Consider the following 15,605-nt stretch of genomic DNA (forward strand, 5'->3'; position numbering starts at 1 on the left):
TTCGGGGATCGCTAAGGAGCACAAGACTGCGCAATCCTCGATTCCAGGGCTGAACACCAATGTCCGGTGCCTCACGGCACGCAGTCGTGCTCGGACCTCAAGGGCCAGCTTGACTGCGTAAGTTCAACGCTCGTGCCACTGGAAACGCGAGAGGCAAAGGATCTAAAATTTTTCTCCAGGAGTGGAGTGCTGACGCGCGGCAGAGTACCCAGATCGCTGTTCTAACGGTTCCGCGTCTATGGGGAAGAACCAGCAATGAGCACATCAGACCAGCTGCAGCAACGAATCAGAGAGAAGGTCGAACGGGCGATTCCAAACGAGGAGGAGCGTTGCGGCGCACTCGCATTGCTTGCCTGTGCCATAGAGAACGCTGACGACGAACGAAATGACGCATGGGAACTCCGCCAAACACCGCAGGGGCTCGCACTCTTCGTTGGCCGCAGACTCGGATGTCGTCTCATGCGTGGCAAGGTCGAGATGAGCGTGATGGGTCCGGTGACGGAAGAAACACGGGCGATACTTGGCATTGAAAACGAAGAAAGTGATGCTTGGAAAGCAATCCCGGGTGGTGTCTCCCTCTCGTTTCACGTCGAAAAGGCATTGCAAGCACGCGAGCTGCTTCAGGATTCTTTCGAAAAATTCGTCGATGAAGCAATGGCGCGCGTACGCCGCAAAGTTAGTTTAGAATATCACGTCCCGGAGGCTGTTGCTTACGTGTCGAGCGTTGTTGGTCGTGACCTGCCTCAACCCTCCGAGTCGGAGGACATGGCCGATGAAGACGACATCGATTCCGAGGACGAAACCGCTGCTAGCAGGGAGCCAAAGGTCCGCGGACGCGCACCTATGTTCGATCACGCGCAACTATCGATCGGAACCCTCATCTCCGATATTGACCGAAAGAAGCTAGCGCTCCCAGACCTCCAGCGTCCCTTCGTCTGGGAGGATACAAAAGTTCGCGATCTACTGGACTCCATTTTCGTTGGATTTCCAGTCGGAACGATCGTGCTTTGGCACACGTCCGATGTTAAAGAAGCGCGGCCTATCGGTGGTCCCGACGCACTCAAAACAACGACCCTCATCATCGACGGTCAGCAACGCCTCACGTCTCTTTATGCTGTAATGCGCGGAGCCGAGGTTACGGAAAAAGACGGAACCAAACGACGAATAACAATTGCGTTCCGTCCGCGCGATGGGCGATTCGAGGTTGCTGATGCCGCGATCCGAAACGATCCGGAGTTCCTTCCGAATGTCAGCGAGCTTTGGAGTCAGAACAGGACGAAGGGTCAGACTCGAAAGGAGCTTCTCGCGTCCCTTCGCGAGAAAGGAAGGTTGGTCGATGAGGCTTACGAGAACGCTGTCGAGGAAAATTTAGACCGAGCTCACGCCATCAGCGAATACAACTTCCCTGTGGTCAACATACAAAAAACGAACAGGGCGATGGAGGCCAACGAGGAGGACGTCGCCGAGATCTTTGTACGAATCAATAATCAAGGCAAACGTCTTGGCCACGCTGATTTCGTGCTTACTTTACTCTCCGTCTTCCACGGCCCCCTACGAGACCAAGTGGAACAGCGTTCTACCGAGATGTCGCTCGATGCTGTGATCGCCATCGATGCGCAGCAACTGCTCCGGGCAACATGCGCAGTTGGTTTTCATCGCGCACGAATGTCAGCCATCTACCGTTTCCTTCGTGGAATTGATCCGACTACGGGAGACACAAGTGTCACTGCGCGCCAAGAGAGACTCGAAAGGCTAGAACGCGCAGCCGCGGAGTGCATCGATTCCACGACATGGCGAGACTATATGCTCCGGGTTATGCATGCAGGAGCCGTAAGCCCGGCCCTCGTGGCTTCGAACAATGCGATCGTCAACGCCTACGCATTTTACGTTCTCGGTAAGCGTATTGGAGTTCCCAAACACCGGCTCGACGAGCTGATTTCTCGATGGGTGTTTGGCACGCTGCTGTCGGCGCGTTATTCGACGGGGTCGTCGGAAAGTGTCTTCGAACGCGATCTGACCCGCGTTGAAGGATTGCACGAGGATCGCGCGGACGATTTCGTCACCGCACTCGACGACGCCTTGGGCGAGAGGATCACCGGTGACTATTGGGCGAACGGGCTCGTAGGCGCACTGGAGACGCAACGCGGTAAAGCCCCCTCCGCACTGGCGTTTAGAGCAGCCCAAATCATACTGGGCGCCCGAGCGCTCTTCTCCGACCAGACACTTCGGAATCTCTTTGCACCACCGGGGAAGGCCAAACGTGCGGCGAGCGAAGCCCATCATTTGTTCCCGAAAGCCTGGCTCATTGCCCGTGGAATCAAGGAGCGACGTCAGATTAACCAGGTTGCAAACCTCGCGGACGTAGGATGGTACGAAAATGGAACCATCGGAGCAAAGAATCCAGCCGAGTACGTTCCACGCCTTCGTGATCAACTCCGGCTAGACGACGATCGCTGGGGCCGTGCGTGCGCGGAGCACGCACTTCCACTTGGCTGGGAAACGATGGACTACGACACCTTCCTTGCCGAAAGAAGACAACGAATGGCTGAACTCACGCGAGTAGCATTCCGCCAGCTTGGTGGAGAAGGACACGCACCGCCCATTCCGCCACCATGGTTCTTGCCAGGCGCCGAACTCGTTTGGCAACGTATTGTAGAGACAGAACGCAGTCTCCGGGCGCTTGTCCGAACGATTTATTCCAAGCGTTATTCTCAAAATGCCGCGGCAAAGATCGAACAATTCACACCGGATACACAACGAGAGACTCTCAATCGCGCGCTTCGCGCAAGGCCTTCGGGAGCCGATCCGCTCAGCGTGGTCGATTACCTCTACCTGGCCCAGCTTCCTCCACTGCTTTTTAATAATGAGGTTTGGCAAGACGCTCGCGCAAGGCTGGGGGCGACGCAAGACGCCAAGCAAAGGCTACAGTTTGCTATCGATCAGATCGTCCCGGTACGCAACGAGATTGCACACGTCCGCGAGATTCCCGCCGATCGCCTGCAGAAGGCGAACGTCGCGTGCGGCGATGTCTTGGCAATGCTGAGAGCCGGCACATGAACACTGCTCGTGTTCTGGCTCTTCCGAACAGAGTACTGGCAGCGCTGTCGAACAGAGACTCCAAGTAGACGTTCGGCGCCAGGAGCTTAGAGCAGTTTTGTCCGTCGAGGATGAACTCGTACCTCGCCTGAAGAGCGAACGGAGTCGACGACCACCTGACGTGCTTACCCGGGGGTCGTTCGGTGCCCGACGTTAGGCGCGCTCCAGCGTTCCAACCGATTCGGTCGCTTCTTGAGTCTCCGCGTCATCCTCAACCACGTCCGAACCGCCGCATGCGGCGATGCGTGCCGCTGCTAGCGTGGCAGCGGCGGGCCAAAATCCGTGCACCTGAGTACGAGTCGTCAACTCCACGTTGACCTAGACCGGTCAGCGGGCGGCACGCATCTCGGACGGGCTGATGCCGACCCAACGCCGGAAGGCACGGCGAAAGGCGCGCGCTTCGGTGAAGCCGACGCGGGCCGCGATTTTCTTCGAAGGGGGTGTCGGTGTCCGCCACCAAGGGAATCGCGGCGTCGCGGCGAGCATCGTCGAGGAGCGCGCGGTAGTCGAGGTTCTCATGGGCCAGAAGGCGCTGCAGGTGGCGCGGGCCAAGGCCGAGACGGCGCGCGACGACGCTCAAGTGCGATTGGCCTTCGTGGACGCCCGCGCGAACGGCCGCGCGGATGCCGTCGACACTCCAGTCGCGCCGCTCGGGTGGGGCGAGCGCAAGCAGTTGCGAGGCTTGCTCCTCGAGGTAGAGCGCGACATCGGTTTGGGCGGTGGTCAGGGGAAGGCTTGCGACCTCGCGATCGAACGCGATGGAATTGCACCGGTGCCCGAAGTGAACGGGGCAGCGAAACCATCGCTCGTATTCACGCGTTTGCGCGGGGCGTGCGTGCTGGAAGTGGACCTCGCGGGCGGCGAAGTGTTCACCGGTCCATCGGCGGAGGAACAGCAGGTACGCGAGGAGGGAGCAGTCGGCGACGGAGCGGGGCGAGCCCGCCTGGCTTTCGAGCTCGACGACGATGTGGCAATCCGTCGTGTACATGCGCGAGCGGATGTCCGGCTTGAGAATGCGGCTGTAGGCCGTCGCACGGTGGATGCTCTCCGCAACCGTGGCGCTGGTCATGGAGAGGAGGCCGACGACGCCGAGCGAGGAGGGGCGCAGCAGCGTTTCCGCGTGGCGCAGGCCAAAGTCGGGATCGCCGAATTGCTCTTCCAGGCTGCGCCAGAGGTGCACGTGGGTCTCGCGCGGGATGCGCGAGTGGCTCTGCGCGAAGGCACCGCGATCGAGCGGTGCGCGGCCGAGGAGATCGCTCTCGGTGATGCCGCGTTCACGCGCCCACTGCAGAACGCCGCGCGCCATCGAGGCGAGGTTGGTGGCGGTCGCGGTGCCCCTCATCGAGGGAGAAGTGTACGCGGGATATCGACGATGCGGGAGCGTAGGTATTCGCCCAGGGCTTTCGCCTGACGGTCGAAGCGGATCGTGGCAACGGCCCCGCCGCGCAAAAGTCCGCGGACGACGAAATTGACGGCACGCAAATTGGGAAATTCGTAGCGCTCGATGGCGAGATCGTGAGCCTCGGGCAGGAGATCGCGAAAGCGCTCCACGGTGAGGAAACTGCGAAGCCAGCGAAAGGCTTCGTCGGTGCGGACCCAGAGGCCAACGTTGGCATCGCTCCCTTTGTCGCCCGATCGCGCGTCGACGAGGGTGCCGAGGGGTAACGACTGCGTGTCGGGCTCCCCCTCCCCGGCCCTCCCCCGGGGGGGGAGGGAGCCCTGGGGCTCCGTCCTCTCCTGGCCCTGGGGCTCCGTCCTCTCCTGGCCCTGAGGCTCCGTCCTCTCCCGGCCCTGGGGCTCCGTCCTCTCCCGGCCCTGGGGCTCCGTCCTCTCCCGGCCCTGGGGCTCCGTCCTCTCCTGGCCCTTGGGCTCCGTCCTCTCCCCCTGGGGCCCCGTCCTCTCCCGGCCCTGAGGCTCGTTTTTCGGCTGCTGCTCTTGCTCCCTCCCCCGGAGGGGGAGGGTTGGGGTGGGGGGGACGGAAATGGATTCCGTGCTCCCATCGGGAAGTGTGACGCTGTGCTCCAAAAGTGACTGCGGAATCTTCGCCGGCCAATAGCCGCCCACCTCCACGGCAGGCCCGGGGGCACCCAGCATGAAGAGCCCCGGGTAGCTCCCGAGCCCGAGCTCCACGAGCGCACTCGAAAACGCGCGCCCCACCGCCAGCTCGTTCTCCGACGTCGCCACCACGCGCAAAAACGCCGACGCTTCATCCTGCGACACGGCGTCGGCCTTCGCGCTGCCGATCCGCTGGAACGCGACCTGCGCCTTCGTCTTCGCCAACGCCACTCGGGCCGCGCGCTCGAACAACGCGAGCTTCGCATCGACGTCGAGGCCGACGGCCACCAAGGTCATCTCGTTGCGGAAAGGACCGCGCGTCGTGATCGCCACCTTGGTGGTCTCGGGCGGCGGCGATCCGCGCGTGCCGCGCAGCGCCACCCGATCGGGGCCCTCCTCGGAGAGCGCAATCGTATCGAGGTGCGTCACCACATCGGGGTTCAAGTACCGCGTCGAGTCCACCTCGTACACGAGCTGCGCCGTCACCGTGCCCACGGTCACACGCCCGCCCGTCCCCGGATGCTTCGTGATCACACTGCGGCCATCCGCATGAATCTCGGCCAATGGAAACCCCGGATGATCCAACCCGGAAATCTCCTGAAAGGACGAATAATTCCCCCCCGTCGCCTGCGTCCCGCACTCGATGACATGGCCCGCGGCCACCGCCCCCGCGAGGCAGTCCCACGCATCGCGCGACCACCCATGCCAGAATGCAGCCGCCCCCACCACGAGCGACGCATCGGTCACCCGCGGACAAATGACGATGTCCGCCCCCGCCTCGAGCGCACGCACGATGCCCCACGCCCCGAGGTACGCATTGGCCGTGCGCACGAACCCCGCCTCGCGCGGCAAAGCCTGCCCGGTCTCCAGGTTCGCCAACGACTCCCCCGCCTCGAGCAACGCCGGCAGCCGCGCGCGCAGGTCATCGCCTTGCACCGTGGCCACGCGCGGTTCGAGCCCGAGCCGCTCCCCCAGCGCCCGCACCGCCTTCGCCAGGCCCGCGGGGTTCAAACCGCCCGCGTTCACCACCACCTTGATGCCCTTGCTCAGCACCGTGGCCAGCGCTGGCTCCATGTGCGCGAGAAACGGCGCCGCGTACCCCGCCGCCGGATCCTTTGCCTGCTGCTTGCCCAGGATGAGCATGGTCACCTCGGCCAGGTAGTCGCCCGTGACGACGTCGACCTGTCCGCCCTCGACCATCTCGCGAAAGGCCCGAGCGCGGTCGCCCAGAAAGCCCGATGCATTCGCAACCCGAACCGGTGATTGCCCGCTCATGCCCCGAAGGTACCGCATTTGAATTTGAATTCAAATTCAGTTACCTTCACGGAACCGATGTCCACAGCGGCCCCGAAACCCCTCACGCGACGTGCTGAGCGCACTCGGGCCAAGCTCGTCACGGCGGCGCGAAAGGTCTTCGAGAAGCATGGCGTGCTCGAAACGCGCATCGTGGACATCGCCAAAGAAGCGGGCGTGGCCGTGGGCTCGTTTTACACGTACTTCGAATCGAAAGACGAACTGCTGCGCGAAGTCGCCGCCTCGCTCTACGGCGAGCTGATTCCGCCGCTGCCTCCCGACGTCGGCCTCGATCCGCGCGCCCGCATCGAGGCGGGCAACCGCGCCTACGTGAGCGCCTACCAGAAGAACGCGCGCATCCTGACCTTGGTGCAGCACCAAACGCTGTCCGACGCCACGTTGCGCGGTCTCTACGAAGAGGCGCGGGCCGCCTTCATTGCGCGCGTGGAGCGCTCCATTCGGCGGCTTCAGCGCGAGGGGCTTACGCCGAAGGACGTCTCCGCGCGCCTCGCCGCGCACATGCTCGCGGGCATGGTGCACGAGTTTTGTTACACCGCCTTCGGCTTCGAGAGCCTCCGCTTCGACCCGGAGGAAGCCATCTCCGCGCTGACCACGCTGTGGACGCGAGCGCTCGCGTTGAAACCCGAAAAGAAGAAGAGCAAACCATGACGGCGATTTCATCGACCATCGACACGCGCAGCGCGGCCTTCGCCAAGAACCGCGAGGACATGCTCGCCCTCGTGGCGGAGCTTCGCGCCATCGAGACCAAAGGCCGCACCGAGGAAGAGAGCAAGCGCGCTCGCTACGAAAAGCGCGGCCAACTTCTGCCCCGCCAGCGCGTCATGCGCGTGCTCGACCGCGGAAGCCCCTGGCTCGAGCTGTCCACCTTGTGCGGCTACAAGATGAACGACGACAAGGATGGCGCCCTCGCCGGGGGCAACATGATCGTCGGCATCGGCTACGTCTCGGGCGTGCGCACCATGGTCACCGCAAGCAACTCGGCCATCAAAGGCGGCACCATCGCCCCGATGGGCGTGCAGAAAGGCCTGCGGGCGCAGGAAATCGCGCTCGAGCAAAAGCTGCCGGCAATCTCGCTGGTGGAGTCGGGCGGGGCCAATCTGCTCTACCAGGCCGACATTTTCATCCCAGGCGGGCGCACCTTCGCGAACCAAGCCAGGGCGTCGGCAGCGGGCATCCCGCAGATCACCGTGGTGCACGGCTCGTCGACGGCCGGCGGCGCGTACATGCCCGGGCTCTCGGACTACGTCATCATGGTGCGCGGCCGCGCCAAAGTCTTTCTCGCGGGCCCGCCCCTCTTGCTCGCGGCCACCGGCGAAGTCGCCACCGACGAAGACCTGGGCGGCGCCGAGATGCACTGCCGCGTGGCCGGCACCAGCGAGTTCCTCGCCGAGGACGACGCCGACGCCCTCCGCATTGCCCGCGAGGTGATGGCCAACATCGGATACGGATCGGTCGCGCCGAAAATCGCGGAGTACGTCCCGCCCCGCTACGATCCCGACGAATTGTGCGGCGTCGTCCCGGTCGACTACAAAAAGCCCATCGACTGCCGCGAAATCATCGCGCGCATCGCCGATGGGAGCGAATTCCTCGAGTTCAAATCGGAATACGACGCGCAGACCATCTGCGGGCATGCCGCCATCTGCGGCGTGCGCGTGGGCATCTTGGGCAACAACGGCCCCATCACGGTGCACGGCGCCACCAAGGCAGGGCAGTTCATCCAGCTATGTTGCCAGAGCAACATACCGCTCGTGTACTTGATGAACACCACCGGGTACATGGTCGGCACGGCGGCGGAGCGCGGGGGCATGGTCAAGCACGGCTCGAAGATGATCCAGGCCGTGGCCAATGCGACCGTGCCGCAGATCACCATCGTGGTGGGCGGCAGCTTCGGCGCGGGCAACTACGGCATGTGCGGGCGCGGCTTCGGGCCAGACTTCATCTTTTCCTGGCCCAACGCGCGCACGGCGGTGATGGGCGGCGAGCAGGCGGCCAAGGTGATGAGCATCGTCACGCGTGAAAAGTGGAAGGCCGCCGGGAAGGTCTTCGACGATTCGGACGAGGGCATGCTCTCCGCCATCGAGAAGACCATCGTCGATCAGTTCGATCGCGAGTCGCATGCATTCGCCACCAGCGCGCGCCTCTTCGACGATGGAATCATCGATCCGCGCGACACGCGCAAGGTACTCGCCTTCGCGCTCTCCATTTGCGAGGAGGCGAGGGCACGCAAGGTTCACCCCACGAGCTTCGGCGTCGCGCGGTTGTGAGAGGTTCTGCCATGACGAAACGTTTTCGACGGGTTCTGGTCGCCAACCGCGGTGAAATCGCCGTGCGCGTCCTGCGCGGTGCACGCGCGCAGGGCTACGAGACGGTTGCCGTGTACAGCGATGCCGATGCCAAGGCCCTGCACGTGCGCGAGGCGCATCGCGCCGTTCGCATCGGGCCTGCGCCGGCCACGGAGTCGTATTTGTCGATCGAGCGGCTCCTCACCGCCGCCAAGGACTCGGGGGCCGAGGCCGTGCACCCCGGGTACGGTTTTCTCTCGGAGCGCGCGGAGTTCGCCCGGGCCGTCGCCGAGGCGGGGCTCGTGTTCATCGGCCCCGACGCGAGCTCCATCGAGGCGATGGGGAACAAGAGCGCGGCGAAGATTCGCATGATCGAGGCGGGTGTCCCGTGTATCGCGGGCTATACCGAAGCATCATCGAGTGCACCGAGTGCGCCCTCCCCCCCCGGGGGAGGGTTGGGGAGGGGGAGGTTCGGTGGCGACGACGGCGCCCTGCTCGAGGCGGCGCGCTCCATCGGCTTTCCCATCATGGTGAAGGCGGCCGCCGGCGGCGGAGGCCGCGGCATGCGCTTGGTGCACGATGCCGGGGCGCTCGCCGACGCCCTGCGATCGGCGCGTTCGGAGGCGCAGAACGCCTTCGGCAGCGGCGAGCTTCTCCTGGAGAAGGCCATCGTGGGCGCGCGGCACGTGGAGATTCAGGTCTTCGGCGACCGGCACGGCAACGTGGTGCACTTCGGCGAGCGCGACTGCTCGGTGCAGCGGCGCAATCAAAAGGTCGTCGAGGAGGCCCCGAGCCCCGCGGTGAACGAATCCCTTCGCACCGCGATGGGCGACGCCGCCGTGCGCGCAGCGAAGGCCGTGAAGTACGTGGGCGCCGGCACCGTGGAGTTCTTGCTCGACCGCGAGGGCCACTTCTACTTCCTCGAAATGAACACGCGGCTTCAGGTCGAGCACCCGGTCACGGAGCTGGTCTACGACGTCGACCTCGTGGCCTGGCAGCTCCTCGTGGCCCAGGGCGATGCCTTGCCTCTCTCCCAAGACGCGATCCTGAAACGACGCCGTGGCCACGCCATCGAGGTGCGACTTTGCACGGAGGATCCCGGCCAAGGCTACCTGCCGCAAACGGGCACCGTGCTTCTGTGGCAGCCGCCTCGAGGCGCCGGGGTTCGTGTCGACACGTACCTGGAAACGGGCGCGGTCATCGGGCCGTTCTACGACTCGATGCAGGCCAAGGTCATCGCGTACGGCCCGGATCGCGAGGGTGCACGCGCGCGCTTGGTGCAGGCCCTCGCCGACACGACGCTGTTCGGCGTGCAGAGCAACCGCGAATTTCTGTCCCGCATCGTCGGATCCGACGCCTTTGGCGGCGACGACGTCGCCACGGATTTTCTCCAGAAGAACGAGGCGCTCGTCACCGCATCGCCGCCGTCGCACCACATGGCGCTGGCCGCCGCGGCCTTCGTGGTCGACGACGCCCGGCGGCTCTCCGAAGGCGGTGCGCTGGAAGCTTCGCTCCTCGGCTGGCATAGCAACCTGGTCATGCCCACCGCCATGACCCTCGGTCCCGAAGGCCGCCGCGGGCAAGAGGCGGCGCTCACGTTGACGCCCCTCGAGCCTGGCGGCTACCGCATCCAGGACGGCGGCGCATCGAGCATGTGCGAGCTGCGCGAGCTCGCCTGCGATGGCACCTCGCTTCGTTACACACTGGGCGGCGTGCGCCACGTGGCGCGTTACGTCCGGCGGGGCGACACGCTCTGGATCGATGCGGAGGGCATGACCGAGTCGTACGTCGACCGGACGTACCAGCCGGCGGAAAAAGCGGTTCCCGGGGCCGATGGGATGGTGCGCGCCAACATGGACGGCAAGGTCGTGCGCGTCGCCGTGGAGGCGGGGGCCCAGGTCGAGAAGGGGCAGCTGCTGGTGGTGCTCGAGGCGATGAAACTCGAGCTCGAGTTTCCCGCGCCCATCGCGGGAACGGTGCAGGAGATCAGCGCGCGCGCCGGCGACCAGGTGACCACCGGGCAGGTGCTGGTGCGCATTTCGTGAACGAACGGCGGCGACCGGGCACTCCAGGGGCATGAAAGTCGTTCGTGTCCTGCTTGCTTTCGTCTTGGTGCTCCTCGGCTACGTGCGGCCGCTGCTCGCGGCCGAGGACTCCATCGTGTTGCAGGTGCAGGGCAGCGAACCCGCGGATCGCGTCCGCGACGCCGTGCGCGCGCGATTGGGCGCCTTGCAGGTGACCGAGCCAGCGAGCGATGCGCCGCCCAACGCGCGGCGCCTCCTGGTGCACGTGAACGACACCGTCGTGACCGTCACGTACCGCGATGAACAAGGCCGCGAAACGACGCGGGTCGTGCAAGCGGCCACCAAGGCCACCGTGCTCGATGCGGCCGCGATCCTCGCGGAGAACCTGGTGACGGATCAAACCGCGATGCTGCTGGCGCAAGAAGAAGCCGCGGGGAAAAAGCCACCTCCCGCGCCTGCGCCGCCGCCGGAAAAGCGGCCATGGCACCCCGCCGTGGTGTCGCTCGTCTATCCCGTCGCGACCAACATGGGAAAGCCCAACGTGCTCACGCACTTTGCGTTGGACGCACTCTACGGGCACATCGGCGAGCTCGATGGCCTGCAGGTCAGTGGCCTCGGCGGCATGGTCGAAGGCCCCATGCACGGCCTGCAGATCGGCGGCCTGGGGACGATGGCCGGCGGCGACGTCGACGGCCTGCAGATCGGCGGTCTGGGCACGCTCGGCAAGGGCGCCGTGAACGGATTGCAGATCGCGGGGCTCGCGGCATCGGCGAAGGAAGGCGTGCACGGCATGCAGATCGCCGGCATCGTGGGTATCGCCAACGGAGGGGTCGACGGACTGCAAATCGCGCCCGTGTCCATCGCCGGCGACGTGCACGGCATGCAGCTCGGCGTCGTGAACGTCGGCGGCAAGGTCAAGGGCACGCAAATCGGCGTGGTGAACATCGCCGACGACGTCGATGGCATCCAGTGGGGCGTGTTCAACTATGCGAAAACATCGCGGTTTGGCGCCGTGGCTTGGGCGAGCAACCACGGGTTTGCCAACGTCGGCATCAAGTACATCACCAAGTACACGTACACGGTGGTGCGCGGGGTCTTCGCGAACGAGCGCAGCACCGACTTCATGGGCCCGGGTTTCAACATCGGCGTGCACGTGCCGGCGTTCAACCCGTTCTACGTGGACGTCGATCTGGGCACGGCGTGGATGTTCAAGAGTGGATCGGGCAAGGCCGAAGGCTACGACGACCATCAGGCGCGGCTTCTGATCGGGGCCGACCTCGGCGGGCACTTCAGTCTCTTTGGTGGTGGCGGCCTCAGCGTTCAGGTGGAGCGGAAAGGGGAGAAGAACGAGGTGTACTTCGCCCCGGTGTTCAGCGGGGGTATTCAAGTTGCCTACTGAAGCGCTTTCCGCCATGTTTCCGGGCGTTTCCGAAATTCGGCGCCGGCCCATGAACATCGTCGCGGTTGCGGGCACTGCATCCTCGAGGCCCTCGAACGACGACGATGCCATGATGCGTGTTGGCTCCTTTACCCCCACGGAAGTCGAATTGTCGTTGCCCGCGGAGCAGGAGCCCGAGGCGCTGGACATCGCGCGCTTGAAGCGAGGCGAGGCTTCGGCCCTCGCCGATGTGTACCGTCGCTACCACACCAAACTGCGCGCCTTCGCCCAGCGCTTTCTGGGCGATTCCGCGGCGGCGGAAGATCTGGTGCACGATGTGTTCGTCGCCCTGCCGGGCTCCGTCGCGCGGTTTCGCGGGGAGGGTTCGCTGGAGGGGTTTCTCTTTTCGATCGCGATCAACATTTCGCGGCACCACGTGCGCTCGGCGATCCGGCGGCGGGCGGCCATGGCCAAGCTGGCGGTCATCCCGACGAAGGACTCGGGGGATCCCGAGCGGGATACGTCGCGGCGGCAGCTCGCGGGTGCGCTGCAGCGGGCACTCGATCAATTGAGCCACGAGCACCGCGCCACCTTCGTCTTGTGCGAGGTGGAAGGGCGGGCGGCTGCCGAGGTGGCGAGCATTCTCGGTGCGCCGGAGGCCACGATCCGGACGCGCGTTTTCTACGCCAAGCGAAAGCTGCGCGAGCTCCTGACGGCAGGGGGGCACACATGAACGACGACGATTTGCTGGAGCTCGCAACGAGCGCTCTGCGCGAGGAGCCCGTCGATCCGCCCGTCGATCCGGCGCTGACGCTGCGGCGCATTCAATCGAGCGTCGCGCAGAAGAACCGGCGCGTGCGCCGCATGCGCACCTTCTTGCTGCCCATCGCCGCCACCCTCGCGACGTCCACGGCATTCGCCGCCGCCACGGGCAAGCTCACCCCCGTTTTTCGCGCGGTGGAAACGGCCATCTTTCCCTCGACCACCCGCGAGGTGCCCGTCACGCCGCCACCGAAGGTCACTCCTTCACCGCGGGCTACTCCCCCACCGATGGTGGCTCCCCCACCGACGGCAGCTCCCCCACCCCAACCCTCCCCCGGGGGGGGAGGGGGCCGGGACGATGTGCTTTCTCCGTCTCCCGAACTCCCGCTGGCATCGAGTCCCGCCACACCGGAAACCCCGGCCCATGCCGTCTCGGCTCCCTCCCCCCCCGGGGGAGGGCCGGGGTGGGGGAGCTCCCTGCCCCTCAAACCCCCGCCCGCCGCCCACAAGCCTCCCCCCGCCCCCGTCAACCCCGCCCCCGCACTCGACCCGGCCCCCGTTCCGATCGCGGGAACCTCCGTGCGCGAAACCTTGGCAACGAAGCCCGACGCATCCCCCGCCCCCGTCGTCGCCGCGCCGCCCGCCGCGCCCCTCGATCCCACCGACGACCTCTACCTCCGCGCCCACCAAATGCACTTCGGCAAAGCCGATCCCGCATCCACGTTGGCCTCGTGGGACGCCTACCTCCACGCCGCGCCCAATGGGCGGTTCGCGCCGGAAGCCCGTTTCAACCGCGCACTGGTCCTCGTCAAATTGAACCGCCGCAACGAAGCCGCCGCCGCCCTCGCCCCCTTCGCCGACGGCACCTACGGTGGCTACCGCCGCAACGAAGCCCGCGCCCTGCTCGACGTCCTCCGCACCCCGCGCTGAACCTCTAAGCCGGCTCCGACAACGGCATGGGCTCGGCGTCGGCGCCCTCGCAGGAAAGGCGAAACACCGTTTCGACCAGCTTGTCCGGCCACACCGGCTTGGACAGATGGGCATCGAACCCGGCCGCGCGAATGCGCCCGCGATCCTGCGGCGTGGCCAGCGCCGACAGCGCGCACACCGTCATGGGGTGGCCGTGCTGCCCTTCCAGGGTTTTCAGCCGCCGAATCAAATCGAAGCCATCCGCCTTCGGCATCGCGATGTCGCTCACCACCACATCGGGCCGGTCGCGGCATGCCACGTCCATCGCTTCGTCCACGGAGCCCACCACCGTGATGCGTGCGCCGTGCTCGGTCAGAATCTCCGACACCAGCTCACGGATGTCGGGCTCGTCGTCCACCACCAGCACGTGCACCCCGTCCAAGCGGCGCGCGCGCATCCGCCTCGCCTTCACCTCCGGCCGCGCCATCGGCAACGCACTCACCGGCAGCTCGATCGTCAACTTGGCCCCCCGCCCCGGACCATCGCTCGCCGCCCACACGTTGCCGCCATGCAACGTCACCAACTGATGCACGATGGCCAAACCGAGCCCGAGCCCACGATGCACGCGCGTCGCGGAGCTGTCCGCCTGACGGAATCGCTCGAAAATCCGCGGAAGAAACTCCGCCTTGATGCCCTGCCCCGTGTCCACGATCTCGACGGCCACCTCGCCCGCCGAGCGCCGAAACGCGTGCACCCCGACGTGCCCGCCCGTCGGCGTGAACTTCAGCGCATTCTGCACCACGTTCCACACCACCTGCTGCAACCGATTGGCGTCCGCCAGCACGGGCGGCAACCCCGCATCGATGTCCACCGCGAGGTGCACATTCTTGTCGCGGAACGACGGACGCAGCGAATCGGCCGCGGCCTCCACGACGTCGCCCAACATGACCACCCGCCGGTCGAGCGCGAGCTTTCCCGCGATGATGCGCGACACATCGAGAATGTCGTCGATGAGTCGCGCTTGAAGCTGCGCATTGCGCTCCATGGTTTCGAGTGCGCGCTCCTGAATGGCCGGCGTGACCGGCCCCGCCTTCAACAACTTCGCCCAACCCAAAATGGCCGTCAGCGGCGTTCGCAATTCGTGCGACACCACGGCGAGGAATTCGTCCTTCGCCGCGTTGGCTTCTTCCGCCTCCCGCCGCGCGATTTGTTCCGCGGAGAGCAACCGATCGCGCTCGGCCTCGGCTTGCTTGCGTTCGCTGCAATCGAGAATCCAACAGACGCCGCCGTCGGTCGTCCCTTCCCAATACGCCGAACCGATCTGAATCGGCACGACGTGCCCGTCCTTGGCTCGATACGCCTTCTCGTAAGGGCGGCAATAGCCGAGTTCGTTCATTTCGACGAAGGCCTGATCGTCCGTCGGCGCGTATTCGGGCGGTGTCAGCGTCTTCCAATCGAGACCATCCCGCTCGAATTCCTCGCGTGAATATCCGAGCATCCCGAGAAGCGCATCATTGCAATACGTAATCGTGCCATCGCTTCGCCAGTAAACGACACCGATGATGCCCGTTTCCTGAAACCGCCGCGAGACGTGCTGCATCACCTCCGCCTCGGACTTGGCCAGGGTGTGCTGGGCTTCGGCATTTCGCAGTTGCCACTCCAAATGCCGAATGCGCCGGGATTGCTCCCGCAACACCTGGGCGTGTTTCGAGCGCATGAAACGCTGCCGGGGTCGCCTCTTACTCACGGCCACCATCCACACCCATTGGTCTGAAATAGCAGAGA

General features: G+C 65.2%; 9 protein-coding genes and 1 pseudogene. 7 read left to right on the forward strand and 3 right to left on the reverse strand.

Annotated elements, in window-relative coordinates:
* Positions 1-255 precede the first annotated feature (255 nt).
* Positions 256-3,057, forward strand: a complete 2,802-nt coding sequence (locus LVJ94_45300) for a DUF262 domain-containing protein (GenBank protein ID WXB04113.1) — start codon at positions 256-258, stop codon at positions 3,055-3,057.
* A 250-nt stretch (positions 3,058-3,307) separates the two neighbouring features.
* Here the strand turns inward: LVJ94_45300 and LVJ94_45305 are convergent, their stop codons facing one another.
* Entirely contained in the window at positions 3,308-4,438 is a 1,131-nt protein-coding gene (locus tag LVJ94_45305) for an AraC family transcriptional regulator (GenBank protein ID WXB10806.1), read from the reverse strand.
* Positions 4,439-5,415: 977 nt separating this feature from the next.
* A pseudogene (locus tag LVJ94_45310) lies at positions 5,416-6,351 on the reverse strand (DUF1446 domain-containing protein).
* A gap of 132 nt (positions 6,352-6,483) precedes the next feature.
* On the opposite strand from LVJ94_45310, the gene LVJ94_45315 reads away from it, so the two are divergent.
* The 6 genes from LVJ94_45315 to LVJ94_45340 are packed head-to-tail and all read left to right on the forward strand — an operon-like array spanning position 6,484 to position 13,841.
* Positions 6,484-7,113: a TetR/AcrR family transcriptional regulator gene (locus tag LVJ94_45315; GenBank protein WXB04114.1), complete on the forward strand. Its 630-nt coding sequence runs from the start codon at positions 6,484-6,486 to the stop codon at positions 7,111-7,113.
* A complete protein-coding gene (locus LVJ94_45320) occupies positions 7,110-8,729 on the forward strand; it encodes an acyl-CoA carboxylase subunit beta (GenBank protein ID WXB04115.1) in 1,620 nt (539 codons plus the stop codon). The genes LVJ94_45315 and LVJ94_45320 overlap by 4 nt, the downstream gene beginning before the upstream one ends.
* A gap of 11 nt (positions 8,730-8,740) precedes the next feature.
* Positions 8,741-10,792, forward strand: a complete 2,052-nt coding sequence (locus LVJ94_45325; protein WXB04116.1) for a biotin/lipoyl-binding protein — start codon at positions 8,741-8,743, stop codon at positions 10,790-10,792.
* Positions 10,793-10,823: 31 nt separating this feature from the next.
* Complete coding sequence (locus LVJ94_45330) at positions 10,824-12,170, forward strand: hypothetical protein (protein ID WXB04117.1); 1,347 nt, start codon at positions 10,824-10,826, stop codon at positions 12,168-12,170.
* Between the two features lie 49 nt (positions 12,171-12,219).
* A complete protein-coding gene (locus tag LVJ94_45335) occupies positions 12,220-12,882 on the forward strand; it encodes an RNA polymerase sigma factor (GenBank protein ID WXB04118.1) in 663 nt (220 codons plus the stop codon).
* Positions 12,879-13,841 (forward strand): hypothetical protein, encoded by a 963-nt coding sequence (locus tag LVJ94_45340; GenBank protein WXB04119.1) that lies wholly within the window; start codon positions 12,879-12,881, stop codon positions 13,839-13,841. The genes LVJ94_45335 and LVJ94_45340 overlap by 4 nt, the downstream gene beginning before the upstream one ends.
* Before the next feature lie 4 nt (positions 13,842-13,845).
* On the opposite strand, the gene LVJ94_45345 is transcribed toward LVJ94_45340, so the two are convergent.
* Positions 13,846-15,537: an ATP-binding protein gene (locus LVJ94_45345; protein ID WXB04120.1), complete on the reverse strand. Its 1,692-nt coding sequence runs from the start codon at positions 15,535-15,537 to the stop codon at positions 13,846-13,848.
* Positions 15,538-15,605 lie beyond the last annotated feature (68 nt).

The organism is Sorangiineae bacterium MSr11367, from assembly GCA_037157805.1.
Lineage (GTDB): Bacteria > Myxococcota_A > Polyangia > Polyangiales > Polyangiaceae > Pendulispora > Pendulispora rubella.

Excerpts from the sequence above, each read along its gene's own strand:
- LVJ94_45325 (WXB04116.1), top strand. The coding sequence starts at position 8,741 with ATGACGAAACGTTTTCGACGGGTTCTGGTCGCCAACCGCGGTGAAATC.
- LVJ94_45300 (WXB04113.1), top strand. The coding sequence starts at position 256 with ATGAGCACATCAGACCAGCTGCAGCAACGAATCAGAGAGAAGGTCGAA.
- LVJ94_45340 (WXB04119.1), top strand. The coding sequence starts at position 12,879 with ATGAACGACGACGATTTGCTGGAGCTCGCAACGAGCGCTCTGCGCGAG.
- LVJ94_45320 (WXB04115.1), top strand. The coding sequence starts at position 7,110 with ATGACGGCGATTTCATCGACCATCGACACGCGCAGCGCGGCCTTCGCC.
- LVJ94_45345 (WXB04120.1), bottom strand. The coding sequence starts at position 15,537 with ATGCGCTCGAAACACGCCCAGGTGTTGCGGGAGCAATCCCGGCGCATT.
- LVJ94_45330 (WXB04117.1), top strand. The coding sequence starts at position 10,824 with ATGAAAGTCGTTCGTGTCCTGCTTGCTTTCGTCTTGGTGCTCCTCGGC.
- LVJ94_45335 (WXB04118.1), top strand. The coding sequence starts at position 12,220 with ATGAACATCGTCGCGGTTGCGGGCACTGCATCCTCGAGGCCCTCGAAC.
- LVJ94_45315 (WXB04114.1), top strand. The coding sequence starts at position 6,484 with ATGTCCACAGCGGCCCCGAAACCCCTCACGCGACGTGCTGAGCGCACT.
- LVJ94_45305 (WXB10806.1), bottom strand. The coding sequence starts at position 4,438 with ATGAGGGGCACCGCGACCGCCACCAACCTCGCCTCGATGGCGCGCGGC.